Below are 18,698 nucleotides of genomic sequence, written 5' to 3'. Positions count from 1 at the left end.
GTTGTATGTAGAAAGAAATCTTTTAAAAAGGTCATAATATACATAATAGGTTGCACACATTTTAATTAGTAGGAGTTGTGCCACTATCAAGACCTTTTTAATAAAAGTATAGAAAAAACTCAAGAAGGTGAGTCCATTGCGTAAACATGCATATGTGCAATTTTATGTATTGCTATTGGCTTTAATAGCTTATATAAGTTTTTGTGTTATATTTTTATTTGTTTTTCCGAATCTTTATTTTGTATCAGATTTTAATATCCGGCTATCATCTTTAGTTGTTGAAACTACTGTATTTATCTCATTACTGTATTCTATATTATCCAGAAGAATTAAGTTAGGAGTATTCTGGGTTTGTATTACTATTGCGATAGGGTGTTTCTTGATAGGGAATTTCATATCTGCTTTTCAAGTACTTAATGTAGAATTACCAATACAAAATTTTAATATCTCTGATGTATTTTTGTTATTTTTCTTGTTCTTCTTTCTCTTTGCGTTCTTTTATAAAATTATGATGGAATGTAATAAATGGGAGAAAGCATATTTAATTTGTGATTTATGCATTGTTGTTACTGCCATTTTTACATTAGAGTGGTACCTATTTAATAAACCATCTGCAAATATCTTATTCTTATCAATTGGAGATGTTTTTCTCTCATTTATTTTTCCAATTATAGATTTATTACTTCTATTACTTGGAGTTACACTAATCTTTCGACCTGCTATTTTCAATGCAAAAATTAAATTGTTTATTTTTATTCTAGTATTAACTGGATTGGCTATTACGGACTACTTGTATTTCTACTTACAGGATGATTTGTCAGAGCGTTCAGTTATATTTTTAAGGTGTTTGTATAGAGTTTTACTATTATTTATCGCTATTGCTGCTACAATTCCAAAGGATGCTTCTTTTAAAAGAAATTATTTTATTATTAATCCGACATTTGGAGAGAAACTTCTTGGTATATTCCCTTATCTTGCAGTTGCAGTCTTAATTGGCTTTACTTTGAAAGAGCAAACTTCTTCAGCTACATTGATTACGGGAAATTGTATTGCTTTTGTATTTGTACTGATTCGTCATACAATCGTACGAATGCAAAACAAAGAGTTAACTAAAACATTAAAAGTGTTTAATAATCAATTAGAACAAACAGTATCTCAGAGAACAAGGGATTTAATAAATAAATCTAATGATTTGGTAAAAAATCAAGAGAGATTTAAGTCATTATATGAGTATCATCCGGATCCTATTTTAACGATTGATTCAAACGGTATCGTATTAAATATAAACCAGGCTGGAAGTATGTTATTAGGAAAAGAAAGTACTGCATTAATAGGGAAAGAGTGCTTCTCTATTTTTTTAGATGAAGATAAATCTGAATTGGAAGCAGCTATAAAGAAAGGGAAACGATGTAGTTCATCTTCGTTACAGTTACGTGTGAAAAATAACAATGAGAAGGACATGCTCTTTTGGTATGTCACTATAGTTCCTATTATGATAGAAGGTCAAATTTTTGGGAGTTATGTAATGGTAAAAGACATAACGAGGATGAAACAACAACAGGAAGAGATAAATTACCTTGCATTCCATGATACGGTGACGGAGATTGGAAATCGTATATTCTTCCAACAAGAATTAGATAGATCCATTAAGCGTGCGAAAAAAACACAGGATAAATTTGGGCTCCTGTATATTGATTTAAATCGCTTTAAGACCATTAATGATACATTGGGTCATTCGATTGGTGACAGAGTTTTAAAAGAAGTTGCCAAACGTTTTAGGACATATCTGTCACCGACTATTCCTCTAGCAAGAATAGGTGGAGATGAGTTTGCAATCATTGTCCATAACCAAACAGAGCAACAGCTATTGGATTTGTGTAAAACTTTATTTCGTATAACTGAAGAACCATTTGTAGTAAATCAGCATAGTTTTTACTTATCTCTTAGCATAGGAATAGCAGTGTATCCATTTGGAGGAATAAATACTACTACACTTTTACAACACGCTGATATCGCTATGTATAGCGCAAAAGAAAAAGGTAACAATGCTGTTTGTATGTATGACGAGACATTATCTCAAAAAGTAACTCGTCGATTACGATTAGAACAGGATTTACCAAATGCAATTGAAAATAATGAGTTGTTTTTATTGTATCAACCACAAATTGATAGTAAGGCAGGTAAAGTTATTGGTGCAGAGGCTTTAATACGCTGGCAACATCCAGAGCTTGGGCTGATTTCTCCTTTTGAGTTTATACCTATCGCAGAAGAAACGGCGCAGATTATTTCAATTGGGAAGTGGACGTTACAGAAAGCGTGTCGACAACTGAAAGAATGGCATTCTATGGGCTTTTCAAATCTAAAGATCGGGATAAATCTATCAGCTATAGAGTTTGAACAGAAAGATTTTGTTCAAACAATGATATCTACTATAGAAGAGATAGGAGTACCTGCTAATTCGATTGATTTGGAATTAACAGAGCGAATAGCAATGGTAGATGAAAAAGAAACCTTATCAAAGTTAAAAGTATTAAAATCATATGGTGTACATTTATCAATTGACGATTTTGGTACAGGTTATTCTTCACTAGCGTATCTGCCTCTTTATCCAATTGATACTTTAAAAATTCCAAGAGAATTTGTTAATAGGATCGGAACTTCTACTGATGGAGATGAAATTATACAAACCATTATTTCACTTGCTCATACTTTAAACATGAAAGTGATAGCAGAAGGGGTAGAAACGAAGGAACAATTAACAGTGTTACAACGTAATGCGTGTTATCTAATTCAGGGCTATTACTACAGTAAACCTGTAAATGAAGATGAATTTATGGATTTTTTAAGTACAATGCAAAATGAATAAGTGAAAAATCAGTATATGTATAAAGTAAAGTGAAAAGACGTTCTATCTATATGGATTTGAACGTCTTTCTTATGTTTATTTTCAATAGTTATGCAGCAAGGTTTCAGCCTTTGAAAGTAAAATAAGTATCTATATTCCTTGTATTTTGGGCTAATGGGGTATGAGGTGAAAGTTGCTTCTTGTGAAAACACATTAGGGACAGCTTGTATATTCTTAAAGCAATTTGAAAAAGGATTAGCAGTTTGTATGGAATTAGGAAATGAAGAGTATGTATATCATTTCAATATTTTACGTTCTCTTAATGAAGATGAAGCAATTAAACTCTTAGAAGAAGTGAAAAAAGTATTTCTTACTTCGAAAAGCAAGGTTTATGGGATTTCGTAGAAGAATATGCAGATCTAAAAAAGGAAAAAATTATACAATAATCACATGCTATCATTTTTAATAGCTAATTAACAAAGGGACTCCGATTATGGAGTCTCTTTGTTAATGGGGTAATGATTTGGTTTATCTAACTATAATAATATTTGTAAAAAAAGTGTAAAAGGGTCCTAGTTTGGAGGGGGAATTATTTAATCTTTTTTATTTAATAAAAGGGATAATATTTAGTTATCTGCGCTTCTTAATTATGTTTTCTATCACAGTTTGAAGTAAATTTCAGTTAATCTTATTTATTTTATAGGAATTATAAGGTATACTAAAAGTAGGTGCAAAATGTACCATTTGAAAAAGAGTGCATTGCAAAAAGGGATCCGTAAAGGATTCCTTTTTTGTTTCTTTGAAAATGAAGCAATGTTCTAATTATCTCTTTCATTTCTATGAATGCGCTGCTATCTTATAAACTAAAAAAGCATTTTTGGAAAATTGCCATATTCCTGTAACAAAACAAAGGTATGTTATGTGTGTTAAATATAAAGAGAAAGAAGGAAAAGTTGTGAAAAAAATTTTGCCAATTGTTGCGTTATTAGGCATGATGAGTTTCGGAGTACAGGAAATGAATGTAAGAGCTGATACATACCACAAAGGCGATTCAAAAATTAGTTTTTGGGATTCGAAAAGAAAGGGTACTAATTTCATGAATAGTACGTCATTACCTGAAAACTATAAAAGTGCAAAAGAAGCTAATATTGAATATGTACGTTTAGCACCTGATAAATGGGCAAAAGATAAAGATTTTCTATTTGAGGATAAACCAGATACTTCTGGAAAGGATTTTCTGATAGGTAATGCAGATAACTATCAGGGATTAGTAAAGGAGGATTTAGAAAAATTAAAGGCGGATTTAGATGCCGCAAAATCACAAGGAATGAAAGTTGTTCTTACAATGTTATCCTTACCTGGTGATCGATGGCGCCAATTTAATAATAACAAGAATGACGACAGAATATGGGAAGAAGAGAAGTATCAAGAACAAGCAAGTCAATTTTGGAAGGATCTTGCTTTGGAATTAAAAGATCACCCCGCGGTGGTTGGTTATAATATTATAAATGAACCACATCCAGAAACAGCTAAAAATAATAGATATAATGATTTTTGGACGGAAGATTATGAGAAATGGTATGCAAAAGTGAAGGGAACGACAGCGGATTTAAACAGATTTTATCAAAAAGTAATCAATTCCATTCGTGAAGTAGACCAAGAAACACCGATTATTTTAGATTCAGGTTTATATGCTACTCCATGGGCCTTTAAATATTTAAAACCAGTAAATGATAAAAAAACCCTATATGCATTTCATATGTATGAACCATATGAATTAACGAGTCAAGGTGAAAAACAAAATAAGGAGTATCAATATCCAGGATTAGTAAAAGTAAGAGATTTAGAGAAACCTGTAATGTGGAATAAGCAGGGATTAGAGCAATTTTTGAAGCCAATCCAACAATGGTCTAAGAAAAATCATGTATCATCTAATCGAATTATTGCAGAGGAGTTTGGAATTAACCGTACTGTTCCAGGAGCTACCCAATACATGCAAGATCTTATTTCTATCTTCAACCAAAAAGGTTGGCATAAATCATTCTATGCATTTCGTGAAGACACATGGACAGGGATGGATTATGAATTGGGAACAGGAAAAATAAAATGGGATGAAGAGGGTAAAACAATGCGTCAAGATAATTCACTCTGGGAAGTAATAAAAAAAGATTTACAAGTACATAAATAGTTTAGAATATTTGTCCTAAGGACTAAATGTAAGCATCTAATTCAAATGGAATTAGATGCTTTTTTTTCAAAAAAGGTGGAGGCTTAAACAAATGTGGTTGCAATTATATTAACCTTTAAAGTGAAAAAAGTTTTATGAATTTTTTTGTGAGATCCGAACCCTTAAATGCTGAAAATTATTTACTTATTTCTCCAATTGGGTGTATTTCTCCAATTAGATGGAAGTTTAGAATACAGAATCAAAACATAATAGGCTGTTATCGATGAGTTTATCGTAAAGTTGTTATTTAATGTGTCATCAAATAACATTTATATACAATAATAAATAAAGAAAAGGAGATATTTATGAAAAAATATAGAGTAATAGACACAACTTAAATAGTATGAATAGTTTAGATTGTAAAAACATGAAGAAGAAAACAAAAAATCCTTAAGAGTACTAAGGAAAAATGAGGGAGATAATATGGGGGATAATTCAAAACATAAAACTAGAAAAATACTTGCAGCTACTGCTACAGTAACTATGCTTGCGACTGGAATGATTTCTTCATCAGATGTCTTTGCGGAGCAAAAGGAGCAGCAAAAAAATTTATCGACATCACTGCAAAGTGAAAAGTCAGTTAAATCAGAAAATATAACATTTACAGTCCCAGGAAAAGGAGATGTTGAGGTACTAAAACAACAGGAAAGAAAAAGTATGGCATTTAGTCCATATGAACCAACTGGTTTATATGCAAAACCAAATGAACAAATAACGATTAATGTAGAAGGTAATCAAGATATTCAGGTATATATTGGAACGTATTCGTATGATGCTTCTTGGAGAGAAGATTCTAAGATAAAATCATTTACATTAAAACCTGGTGTAAACACAATCCAATCTCCAAATGGGGGGCTGATTTATTTTTATAATAAACAGCAAGGTGGTACCATTCGAACAACAATCACAACAGGTGGAACGACTATGCCTTTCTTTGAACTAGGAAAGCATACGAAACAAGATTTAATAAACATGCTGGACCAATATCCTAATGCACATGCAGTGGAGTTAAAAGGCGAACGTGTATTAATTACGGCCAGTCCTGCACGTGTTAAGAAATATTTGTTGGGTTCTAATACAGATCCTGTACAACTCTTAAAAAAGATGGATGAAGCTACTCGAATTCAAGACAAAGTAGCTGGATTATCTGAAGAACAAGTAGATAAACATTATGTTCATTACGTAGAAGAAAATCATTCTCCTGATTATTATATGTATGCAACTTCTTATCGAACAGCATATGTAGGAGATGCAATCCAATACGTGTTAGATATTAATAAATTTATAACAGATGGCTGGGGCCCTTGGCATGAGGCAGGACATTTGAGACAACAATCGCCCTGGAAGTTTTATAATATGACAGAAGTACAAAATAATATATACAGCCTATCTGTAGAAAAAGCATTTAATCAACCATCCAACTTAGAGAAAAGTGGAATTTATCCAAAAGCATTTCAATATCTAGAACAAGTGAATAAAAATTATGATGAAATTAGCGATGTTTTTGTAAAGCTTGTTATGCTTTGGCAACTACAGTTAGCGTATGGAGAGGATTTCTATCCTAAATTGCATCAATTGTATAGAGACATGCCTGCAAGTGAACTTCCACAAACTGATGAAAATAAAAAACAATTATTTATGATTTCAGCATCAAAAGTAGCCAAACAAAATTTGATTCCTTTCTTTGAGAAGTGGGGATTACGTCCAAATAACGATACTATTCAAAAAGTAGCTGCATTAGGATATCCAATTTTAACAGCAGAGATTTGGAAGGGTACGGATTCTAATCCAATTAAACCAGATATGCCTAATGTAAATAATATTTTAGAAGGAAACCAGTTTGCATGGTCACTAAAAGGAATTAGTGATTTCGAGTTTGCTAAAATTAATTTCAATAAATCGACAGAAGAAATGCAAGTAGACTTAAAAGCAGGTGTACCACATAACTACTTTGATAGTACATATGCAAGTATTAAAGTGCAAAACACATCAGGTAAAGTAGTATATAACAATGAGTTTTATGGGAATAAACAGCAAAATGCTGGAACACAAAAAGTTTCAGTAAAGACCGGCGATTTTATTGAGTTTACACATTTAGAAGGCGGAGAGAGGGCAACATTAATAAATTTAGATAATAATAAACGTGAAAGCCTTGATAAAAAAGTAATGTATGAAGTTACAAAGAATGGCCTGAAAAAAGTAAATCAAATTGTTAATCCGAAACCAGATACAGAAGCTCCCACACAGCCAAAAGGATTATATGCAAGCAACCTTACTTCTAACAGTGTAGAGCTAAAATGGAATCCTTCTACAGATAATATAGGTGTAAAAGAATATCAGGTATTACGTGATGGGCAATTGATTCAAACGGTACAAGGAACGACGTTTACTGATCAAAATTTAACAGTTAATAAGGAATATAAATATGCAGTGAAGGCTGTAGATGCAGCTGGAAATACATCAATTCAAAGTGAAATTCTTCTTGTAAAAACCAAAGATCAAAATGTATCTTATGAAAAATGGGATCCAAAGAAGGCATATACAAAGGGCGATAAAGTAGAACATCAAGGGACAGTGTATGAAGCTGTTCAAAATTATCAAGGAAATGGTGACCCGAATTGGATATTTGCGTTATCTTTATGGAAACCACTTACAATCAAATAACATGTAAGAATCAGATGTGAAGATAGAACAACATAAAATTGGGGCAGTATTTTAAAGATTTACTGGATGTTGTTTGAATTTTGATAGATTTCTCTACTAAGTTATTATTCAATAATAAAAATTAGAAAAGGATGTAGATTAGTGATTAGTCAGAAAACGAAGAAAAGATTTAATAAAGTTATTATAATGACCGCAGCATGTAGCATGTTTTCTATGTTTGGAACGTCTATTTCGCACACTAAAGCTGCAACACATTCAGCTGCTCCAGCAGTTTATGTGAGTCCCCAAAATATACCTGCCTCAGATATTATTAGTATAGACTGGTCACCAGTTCAGACTCCACCTTATACGTACTGGGCTGTACACAACTGGAATGCAGGTGGTGAAGCTGGAGGATATGCTGGTTTTCAACAACAAAGTGGGTTTGATGAAAATGGAAAACGCACTTTACATTTTGCCTTATGGGATCCAATTTCCTCTAAAGAAGCAATAAAGGCCGAATACTTATCTCCGAATTCGCAAGCTGGACCCTTTGGAGGAGAAGGAACAGGAATGAAGGTTCAAACAACTTATGGTTGGAAAGACTACAATTGGTACACAATGACAATGCGTTCATGGCAAGAAAATGGTCATACTAAATTTGGACAATGGATGAAAGATGTAACAAAGAATAAATGGCATCAAATTGCAATTATGGACTTTCCGGTTGCTAATGTTGCATTTAATCATGGATTAGGAATGTTTCAAGAAGACTGGGCTGATAGTGGACAGAATGTTCGAGAAGCGCGCCTAAAAAATGGTTATAGCCGAAAATTAGTTGATAAACAATGGAGTTCTTGGAATAATCAAAGTATTTCTGGAACGCATGATAATACTTATCAATATGATGGAGGATCTACTTCAGAATATGTATGGGTCAAAGCAGGAGGTAATACGCAGTCTACTATTGGGTCAGGAAAAATATTCAAGCTAAATCAACCTACTCAACCTGAAATAGGAAAATTAGATTTTGATATCCAATCTATATATTATGAAAATGAAAAATTAAATGTATCTTGGAAACTAAAAGAAAATAGTACACCGCAATTTAAGGGGAAAATTGAAATTTATAACAATGAAAATATGACGGGCCAACCTATTAACGTAATTAATGATATTAAATCCTATCAAAATGTAATCAGTCAATCTATATCATTACCAACAAATGCTTATGCAAAAATTGTATTAACGGATATATTTGATCAAACTGTTGAGAAAAAGGTACAAATCAAAAATGAATCTCCAAACATTTTTGAAGGTAATGAATTTGCATGGTCGCTGAAAGGGATTGGAGATTTCGAATTTGCGAAAGTAAATTTAAATAAATCAACAGAAGAAATGCAAATTAATCTAAAAGCAGGTGTACCACATGACTACTTTGATAGTACATATGCAAGTATTAAAGTGCAAAACACATCAGGTAAAGTGGTCTATAACAAAGAGATTTATGGAAACAAACAGCAAAATGCTGAATCGCAAAAAGTTCCAGTCAAAGTAGGCGATTATATAGAGTTAACACATCTAGAAGGTGTACATAGAGCTACTCTTACAAATGTAGATAATAGTAAACAAGAGAGCTTTGGAAAAAAAGCCATATACGAAGTTACAAAGGAAGGTCTGAAGAAAGTAGAAAAAATGCCAGAAGCAACAATTTTAGAAGGAAACAAGTTTGCATGGTCATTAAAAGGATATAGTGATAGAGAAATTGCAAAAGTAGATTATGATAAAACGGTAGAAGAGATGAAGGTAAAACTAGAAGCAGGTGTACCACATTCCTATTTTGCTAGTACGTATGCGAGTATTAAGGTCCAGAATTCTTCTGGTAACGTTCTGTACAATAAGGAAATCGTGGGAAATAAACAACAAAATGCTGAAAGCCAAACTGTGCCTGTCAAGGTAGGGGATTACATTGAATTTACCCATATAGAAGGAGAAGCAACAAAGGAAAAAACGCGAGCAACTTTAATTAACCTTGAAAATAACAAAAATGAAACCATTGGAAAAACAGCAAGATATCAAGTTACAAAAGAAGGCTTGAAGAAAGTAGAGAAAATGCCAGAAACAACGGTTTTAGATGGAAATCAATTTGCATGGTCATTAAAGGGATATAATGATCGAGAAATCGCGAAAATAGAATATAACAAAGCAACAGAAAAAATGCAGCTTAAATTAGAAGCGGGTATACCCCATTCTTATTTTACTAATACGTATGCAAGCATTAAAGTCCAGAATTTATCCGGTAATATTTTGTACAATAAAGAAATTATAGGAAATAGACAACAAGATGCTGAGAGCCAAACTGTTTCAGTCAAGGTAGGAGATTGTATTGAGTTTACTCATATAGAGGGAGAAGCACAAAAGGAAAAGACACGCGCCACACTTACTAATCTTGAGAATAATAAACAGGAGTATATGGGAAAGAAAAGAATATATCAGGTTACCTCTATGGGATTATTAATAAAGTCATAGATTTCACTACAAAAGTTAAATTATAGATTTATATATTATATAAAAATCTTAACCATTATACGCATTAAAAAATTCTCAAGAAAATATAGATCGGCGGGTATAGTATGAACATATTCAAAGGGTTTCTAATTTCATCAATTGCAATGACCACATTTGTAGGAACAGATCTAATCCTACAAAATGATAGTATTCATAATAAAGTTTACGCTGAATCTTATAATGTCACATACAAAGAAAGAGATTCACAGGAAGAAAGATTAATTGTAAAGTTTAAAAATCAAATTGATTTACCTTATGAAGATGGTATTGAAAAACGAATAAAAAATGGAGATTATGATAACAATTTAAAGAAGTTATTTTCCGAAAATACAGAACTTACTTTGAATCGTCTGTTCTCATCTGTAAATCCGATAGAGATTGAAAAGTTATCAGTACAATCTAAATCAGTTGCTAATGAATCAGCTAATAATTTATTAAATTATTATATTGTACAAGCCCCTAATAACATAGAAATAGAATTATTACTGAAAAAATTTGAAACATCTCCTCTCGTAGAGGAGGCTTATATACAAGAAAAACAAATTTTGACACCCCCTGAAATACAGTTATCAGATTTATCTGTTAATCCGTACGATGATCCTAGATTTAAAAATCAAGGATATCTTGAAGCGGCACCAAAGGGAATTAATGCCTCGCATGCTTGGAGCATTAAAGGTGGTGATGGGAAGGATACAACTTTTGTGGATATGGAATATGGATGGTTATTGAACCATGAGGATTTAGTCAATAAAAATATTAAGCTTATGTCGGGACAAAATATAAGCCAGCATAGAGCTCATGGTACTTCTGTATTAGGAATTGTTTCATCTGAAGATAATCAAATTGGAAATATTGGAATTGCACCAAAAGCAAATGTAAAAGTAATATCCCAGATTAGGGATAATGGAATTTATAATACTGCGGATGCTATTTTAAGTGCTGTACATAATTTACAAGCGGGAGATATTCTTTTATTAGAGGCACAAGCTTCGTATGATGGGTATGGGGATAAATATTTACCTGTAGAAGTACATCCAGATATTTTTGATGCAATTCGTGTTGGTGCAGATAAAGGGATTATTATTATAGAAGCTGGCGCAAATGGTTCAAACGACTTAGATAATTTTAAAGATCGTAATGGAAAAAAGATCTTAAATCGAAATAGTCCAGACTTCAAGGATTCAGGTGCTATTATGGTTGGGGCGGGATCATCAACTGTTCCACATAAACGTTTATGGTTTTCAAATTATGGAAGTCGATTAGATGTATATGGATGGGGAGAAAATGTTGATACAACATCAGCAAATTCAAGTCAAAATACTACAAATTTATATACATCAACATTTAGTGGAACATCAAGTGCTTCACCAATTATTGCTGGAGCAGCAACTTCGATTCAAGGTATTGCTAAAGAACATCGAGGTTCTCCTTATACACCAGCCGAATTAAGAAATATCTTAAGTAATCCGAATACAGGAACAAAATCTCAAGATCCGTGGAATGATAGAATAGGTGTTTTACCTGATCTAAAATCTATATTAGATAACTTAGGTTTTAATTCAGATATCCCGAACTCTTCTAGTATTTTAGAAGGAAACCAGTTTGCATGGTCACTAAAAGGAATTAGTGAATTTGAGTTTGCAAAAATTAATTTCAATAAGTCAACGGAAGAAATGCAAATCGACTTAAAATCAGGCGTACCGCATCATTATTTTAATGAAACGTATGCGAGTATTAAAGTACAAAGTGCAACAGGAAAAGTAGTATACAATAAAGACATTTATGGAAACAAACAACAAAATGCTGAATCACAAAGAGTTCCAGTCAAAGTAGGAGACTATATTGAATTAACACATCTAGAAGGTATTCATAGAGCTACTTTAACAAATGTAGGTAATAGTAAACAAGAAAGCTTTGGAAAAAAAGCAATATACCAAGTTACAAAGGAAGGTCTGAAGAAAGCAGAAAAAATGCCCGAAGCTACAATTTTAGATGGAAATCAATTTGCATGGTCACTAAAAGGAATTAGTGATTTCGAGTTTGCAAAAGTTAATTTTAATAAGTCGACAGAAGAAATGCAAATCGACTTAAAAGCAGGCGTACCGCATCATTATTTTAATGAAACGTATGCGAGTATTAAAGTACAAAATGCAACAGGGAAAGTAGTATACAATAAAGACATTTATGGAAACAAACAACAAAATGCTGAATCGCAAAAAGTTCCAGTTAAAGTAGGAGATTATATTGAGTTGACACACCTAGAAGGTGTGCATAGAGCTACTTTAATAAATGTAGACAGCAGTAAACAAGAAAGCTTTGGAAAAAAAGTCATGTACGAAGTTACAACAGAAGGCTTGAAGAAAGTAGAAGAAATGCCAGAAACAACGGTTTTAGATGGAAATCATTTTGGGTGGTCATTAAAAGGATATAGTGATAGAGAAATCGCAAAAGTTGATTATAATAGGACAACAGAGAAAATGCAGGTGAATTTAGAAGCAGGCGTACCACATTCTTACTTTAATAATACGTATGCAAGTATTACAGTAAAGAATTCGACCGGTAGTGTTGTGTATAATAAGGAAATAGTGGGAAATAGACAACAAACTGCTGAAATCCAAAAGGTGCCCGTAAAAGCGGGAGATTACATTGAGATTACCCATATAGAAGGGGAAGCAGTAAAGGAAAAGACACGCGCTACACTTATTAACCTTGAGAATAATAAACAAGAATATATAGGCAAAAAAAGAACCTATCAAGTTACTTCAACGGGATTAAACAAAATAGATTAACATGAAGAACCTTCTAATTATTAGTTAGATGCAAATAGTCGTTCATTATGAACGGCTATTTGGCTTTTATTTAAAGAAAAGTGAAATGAAAATACTCTCTCTTTTGTATATACTCTCCTTGCCATCAACTGCTACATTTGTTTATCAGGGGGAAAAAATTTTAAAAATGTGCTTGAGAATTGATACATGTTTAAGTGTTATAGATTTGAGAAAAAAGAAACAGAATAGTAAGGTATTTATTGATAAACCCTCTCTTTTATTACAATATTTTACAAATTTGATATGATGTATATGAGTTCTATGTATATTAAGGGAGGAATGGGAATGAAGAGGTTCATAACATGTGCAAGTGGTAATACAATCTCAAAAAAGTTAGTTTTAATGATGTTGCCGATGGTTTTAATGATATTGATGATTACACCATCGAATGATGTATCGGCAGCCAATCTATCAAAAGCAGGTTCACTAAAAGGCGTGAATTTATTTAATGGAAGTTGGACAGTTGCTATACAGGCAGCAAATTTACAATATGTTTCTGCTGAGCCTTTGGGAAATGTAATAGCAAATCGTAATGCAGTTAATGAATGGGAGAAATTTGAATTAATTCCGACGGGGGAATTATATACGTACGCTTTAAAAGCTAAAAGTAATGGGAAGTATGTTTCGTTTGAGCCAAATGGTAGAGTAGTAGCAGATCGTACATCAATTGGGGCATGGGAAAAATTTATCTTATATAATGGTGGGGATAATAGGATATATGTATTACAAGCACTAAGTAATGGTAGATATATATCAGCAAATGGTGGTAGAGAATTAACAGCTACTAGTTATGTAGCTGGAAGCTGGGAAAGATTTGTTATTGTATACTTCTAAACTTTGAAGTGTTATATATCTAAATGATAATGGCATGTTTAGTTGGTATAAATACCTAATACAATAAAGTTTTAAGCATGTAATACAAGTGTATATTAACGTGTAAAAGGGCTGCAAATAATTAGCAGTCCTTTTTGCATGTTAAATAAGGACTTACTGAGGTTATAATGAAAAGAAAAAGAACCCTATAGGGTTCTTTTCCAGGGCATATTAACAGTAAGGAGAATCATGAAATGCTACTTCAAATCTTTATTAGGGGAAAGATTTTGAATAAGATTAACATACGTCTATTTTTACATAAATGTAATATATAGTAAATTGATAATATTTATACTTACTATTACTAATATTCAATTAAGATAGTTAACACTATTTGTGTAGTGTTAATGAAGTGCATATTTAGAAAATTAATAATAGCCCCAAGTTGGTTAAATATGTCTAATATTATATTTTATTTGCTAAAAGAGCTTATAGTTATATCATTTCAAAAATTAATTAGCATTTAAACAATTTTAACTGAAATTGGATGTGTATTAAATAAAATAAACAAAGACCCTGTAATAAATACAGGGCCGGATACAGGGTTAAGGGAACGCATAGTTTCTTAAAATCATAATAGCATATATTCTTTGTATAGCTACATGAGGATTTTGACAGAATTAAGAACAAGACAGAAAATCTGTAGGAAAGCAAATATAGTGCTGGAAATGTGATTTTAAATTAAGCTATAGGTATATTGAAATGGATGAAAACTCTTGAGTACCATGATTAAATTGCCTTTAATTATGAGGTTTAGGTTAGAGGGATAATTGGATCTTACTGAAAAGGCAAAATGTTTTTTAGATTAAAAGAAGAAAAGACACCTTTTGGATGCCTTTTCTTTAGGTAAACAGTTCACATATTGCTGAATTAGATAGGAAACCATAATTCGACTATGAAGTAAATCTTAATATAATCCTAACTGAAAAAATATGTAATATTGCATTTGAGTTTTTAATTATTTTATCGAAGATAGAGTAGCAATTTAAATAAAAGGGCATGCACTCGTATCTGCAGCCCTTTTTAGGAGGAATTCAAGACACCATTAGGACACGTATTGGTAACAGGTTCAAAAATAGTATATGTGAGAAGAAAAAGTCCTATACAAAAAGTAGACAGGACCTTGTCTTTTTTATATTTTCAAAAATGAAATTCCGTCCTTTTTGAAATTAGTACAACACACATTTGGTTTGTAATGAAATTAGAAAAAGTATACATGAAGATGGCAGACAACTATTTTGTTGCCTGCCGGTGCCAGTGGGTTGAATGAGTTAGTCAATTCAATAAATTGTGCTATCCCATTACCAGAAGAGTGAAGCCGCTAGTTCAAACGGCTTAGATATAGTTTGCCTAACAAAGAAAAAATTATGAGTAGAGATTTTGTTTACTCTATATGAAAAGATAAATAGATATTCATCAGACAAGGATAATTTAGCATACCTTGAATATGGTGTAGGAACGAATTAAAGAAAAGGGTGAAATATTGGATAACTCGAAATGGATGCTTTTAAGTAATGTTGATGATGATGAGGAAATTTGGGCAGGAGCAAGAGTTAGGTTGTACAATGTTGATATGAATAGAGAAGACAAAGAAAATAATTTCTATGAATATATTATTTCTTATATCTACGACAACAATAACTACTTACAATTAACTAATTTAACAACAGGAAAAGCAGGTTATATTATTTGTGTCATTGAAAAAGAATTACCAAATAATTATGCTTTGGGCAGAACATTAAAGCAAAGAATAGGTTTAGAAAATACCTATTTTAGATTTGAATAATCAACAAATAAGGGAAGCACCAACTCTAAGGTGTCTTCCCTTATTTAATACAATATTAACAGAACCTAAATAAAAAAGTGAGAAAAATGATAAACATTCTTCTCACTTTCATCAATTAGGGTGGCATATACATAAATATGCGTTTGGGTGGATTTTTGGATGAAAAATCCACATGCATAGTATAACAAACTACATAAGGTAGATTATATGTAATATTGCATATAGGGGAAGATTCTTCTATAGAACTAAAATACAGTTTATACTGAATTATTTATTTATTATAAGGTAATAATATATTATCGGATTTTATATCTATTACTTATGTATACGTGTTACAATGAATTTCTCCAATTTATTTTATTCTTTTATATAGAATTTATGGTTTAGTTATCTCTTACAACAAAATCGGCCGTAGTAAATGATTCATGAATAGTGTGATGCATTTAGAATGGTTCAAAGGCTGTTAAACATAATCATACAAAGAATAAATTTATGTAGTTATTTTTTAGAGAATTTATTATGGTAAAGACTTCATCCGATTTGAATAGCGCTAAATTAAAATTTTTATCCAATCAAGGTCAAATAATATCTGTTAAATGAAGGTTATGTTTCATCCATTTTATTGGGAACAATTCGTAGTTTTAGAATTGCTGAATATGGAAAGATAACATATTCGAAAGGAGGATAGATAAAACGCTGCCTGTGAAATTTAAATCGTTAAATAAGGAAGTTGAGATGATAGGATTTAATAGGGGTTTCATTTCGAATGGTACTGTAAATATATGTAGAAAAAATAAAGGAGAAAAATTTAAATAAACTATATCAGTAGTAAAAGTGAAAGGGAGAAGTATCTAGTGTTTAATATAAAAGAAAGATTGGGACAAATAAAGCTTAAAACGAAGTTGTCTATGGCATTTATAGCAATATTAATTATACCAAGTCTAATCGTAGGAATATCATCTTATAATAAAGCAAAAACAGATCTTAATGAAACAATTTTACAATCAGCACAAGATAATATAAGTATTTTAGATAAGATTGTTGATGATGAATTAGAAAATAAGCAAACAGATGTCTCTCATTTTGCAAAGGTACTCACACAAGGGGATTATAATCCTGAACAATCGCAAAATGTACAGAGTAAATTTGATCAATATATACAGTTACATCCAGAGATAGAAACGATTTATACGGCATCCAGTAACAATCAATTTATTCATGCACCTGTTGGAAAAATACCAGAAGGGTTTAATCCGTTAGAAAGCAGTTGGTATAAGGATGCAGTAAAAGCAAATGGAGAGATTATTGTTTCATCTCCATATAAATCAAAGTCTACAGGAAATATGGTAATAGCAATTGCAAAGCAAAATGCAGATAAAAGTGGTGTCATTGGCGTAGATTTGAATATTAAAGATATAGTAAAAACATCCAAAATGATTAAAATTGGAAAGCAAGGATTTGTATCTATAGTCAGTCAAGATAAAACAATAGTTGTTCATCCATCACTAAAGCCAGGAGAGAAATTAGAGAAAACTTTAGCGGATGAACTGTACAAAAAAGAAGATGACGTAATTACTTATAGCCTTAATGGGGAAGATCGAAACATAAGCTTTAAGACAAACAAAAAAACAGGTTGGAAAATAGCTGGCGTAATGCCTACGAAAGAAATTGAAGAAGCTACCAATCCTATTTTTTATAAAACGCTCACTATAATAGGGGCTTCATTATTGTTAGGTGGAATTGTAATTTTATTCATACTTAGATCTATTATTAATCCACTAAGACAATTAGTTATTTCGGCACAAAGAATTAGTCAGGGAGATTTAACCGAGAAAATAGATATTCGTTCAAAGGATGAACTTGGTCAATTAGGCGGTAGTTTCAATACAATGGCAGAGTCGTTACGTAATATTATTTCTCAAATTAACACATCTGCAGGACATGTAGCTGCGTCTTCTGAGGAACTAACTGCTAGTGTAGAACAAGCAAGCGTTGCGACGGAACAAATTACAAAAGAGATGGAAGAGATCTCGAATAGTGCAGAGGTTCAAAATAATGAAGTTGAGTCTGGAGCTGAATTAATTGGTGAGGTAACACGAAATATTCAATATGTAGCTGAGAATGCATCTGAAGTATCGGCTTCATCCATATACACAAAACAAAAAGCCAATGAAGGTGAACAATTAGTAGAACAAACTGTAACACAAATGCAGTCTATCCATCACTCTGTTTCTCAATCCGATAATGTAATAAAATTATTAGATAAGAAATCGCAACAAATTGGAAGTATATTAGAAGCGATTCAAAATATTGCGGAACAAACAAATTTATTAGCATTGAATGCAGCAATTGAAGCAGCTAGAGCAGGAGAACAGGGGCGAGGGTTTGCAATTGTTGCAGATGAAGTTAGGAAGCTAGCAGAGCAATCATCCGAATCTTCGATGGAAATTGGAAGCTTAATTAAGGAAATACAAGCAGACGTACATGAGACTGTAAAAGCTATGAATGAAGTGGGAGTAGAGGTACAGTCGGGAATTAAAGTTGCGAACGATACAAAACAAAGTTTTTATGAGATTTCAAAATCTGCAAATGATATAGTGTCAAAAGTGCATGGTATGGTGGAGCTATCTAATACAATGACTACTGATGCAATGAAAGTCGATACATCGATTGATCAAATAGCTATGGCTGTAAAAGAGAATTCTTCAAGTATGCAAACGATAGCTGGTTCATCTGAGGAACAACATGCTTCAATGGAAGAGATAAATTCTTCAGCAATACAATTAGCACAGATGGCAGAAGAACTTCAAGAGTTAATTGGTGGATTTAAGATTTAAGTTGAGATTCTAGGAGAGAATGCTAGAATCTTGTTACAGAGTGGAAATGCATAGTAAATAAGTATAATATGTACTCGCTATGCGTATTGAA

The 18,698-nt window shown here is 32.0% G+C and carries 9 protein-coding genes; all 9 read left to right on the top strand.

Annotation, left to right across the window (positions count from 1 at the left end; all coding sequences use genetic code 11):
• Nucleotides 1-136: 136 nt before the first annotated feature.
• The 9 genes from ACS2FK_RS20790 to ACS2FK_RS20750 all read left to right on the top strand — a co-directional run bounded on the left by ACS2FK_RS20790 (nucleotide 137) and on the right by ACS2FK_RS20750 (nucleotide 18,607).
• Nucleotides 137-2,866, top strand: coding sequence for a GGDEF domain-containing phosphodiesterase (locus tag ACS2FK_RS20790; RefSeq protein ID WP_063548264.1), 2,730 nt, complete (start codon nucleotides 137-139; stop codon nucleotides 2,864-2,866).
• Nucleotides 2,867-3,019: 153 nt separating this feature from the next.
• Nucleotides 3,020-3,250 carry a hypothetical protein gene (locus ACS2FK_RS20785; RefSeq protein WP_063548262.1) on the top strand — a complete coding sequence of 77 codons (231 nt, stop codon included), beginning with the start codon at nucleotides 3,020-3,022 and terminating at the stop codon, nucleotides 3,248-3,250.
• 514 nt (nucleotides 3,251-3,764) lie between these two features.
• Complete coding sequence (locus ACS2FK_RS20780) at nucleotides 3,765-5,033, top strand: glycoside hydrolase family 5 protein (RefSeq protein WP_063548260.1); 1,269 nt, start codon at nucleotides 3,765-3,767, stop codon at nucleotides 5,031-5,033.
• 462 nt (nucleotides 5,034-5,495) lie between these two features.
• On the top strand, nucleotides 5,496-7,736 hold the full coding sequence (locus ACS2FK_RS20775) for a M60 family metallopeptidase (protein WP_063548258.1): 2,241 nt from the start codon (nucleotides 5,496-5,498) through the stop codon (nucleotides 7,734-7,736).
• Nucleotides 7,737-7,877: 141 nt separating this feature from the next.
• Entirely contained in the window at nucleotides 7,878-10,244 is a 2,367-nt protein-coding gene (locus ACS2FK_RS20770; protein ID WP_063548256.1) for a putative mucin/carbohydrate-binding domain-containing protein, read from the top strand.
• Nucleotides 10,245-10,348: 104 nt separating this feature from the next.
• Nucleotides 10,349-13,072: a putative mucin/carbohydrate-binding domain-containing protein gene (locus ACS2FK_RS20765; RefSeq protein ID WP_063548254.1), complete on the top strand. Its 2,724-nt coding sequence runs from the start codon at nucleotides 10,349-10,351 to the stop codon at nucleotides 13,070-13,072.
• 324 nt (nucleotides 13,073-13,396) lie between these two features.
• Nucleotides 13,397-13,945: a fascin domain-containing protein gene (locus ACS2FK_RS20760; protein WP_000819406.1), complete on the top strand. Its 549-nt coding sequence runs from the start codon at nucleotides 13,397-13,399 to the stop codon at nucleotides 13,943-13,945.
• 1,540 nt (nucleotides 13,946-15,485) lie between these two features.
• A complete protein-coding gene (locus ACS2FK_RS20755; protein WP_063549352.1) occupies nucleotides 15,486-15,770 on the top strand; it encodes a hypothetical protein in 285 nt (94 codons plus the stop codon).
• Nucleotides 15,771-16,624: 854 nt separating this feature from the next.
• Nucleotides 16,625-18,607 carry a methyl-accepting chemotaxis protein gene (locus ACS2FK_RS20750; protein ID WP_023522668.1) on the top strand — a complete coding sequence of 661 codons (1,983 nt, stop codon included), beginning with the start codon at nucleotides 16,625-16,627 and terminating at the stop codon, nucleotides 18,605-18,607.
• The last annotated feature ends 91 nt before the right edge of the window (nucleotides 18,608-18,698 follow it).

Origin of the sequence: Bacillus cereus group sp. BceL220 (genome assembly GCF_051776965.1) — a bacterium.
GTDB classification, from domain to species: domain Bacteria; phylum Bacillota; class Bacilli; order Bacillales; family Bacillaceae_G; genus Bacillus_A; species Bacillus_A cereus.
The sequence above is the reverse complement of the archived record's forward strand: the minus strand, read 5'-3'. Positions and strand labels throughout refer to the sequence as shown.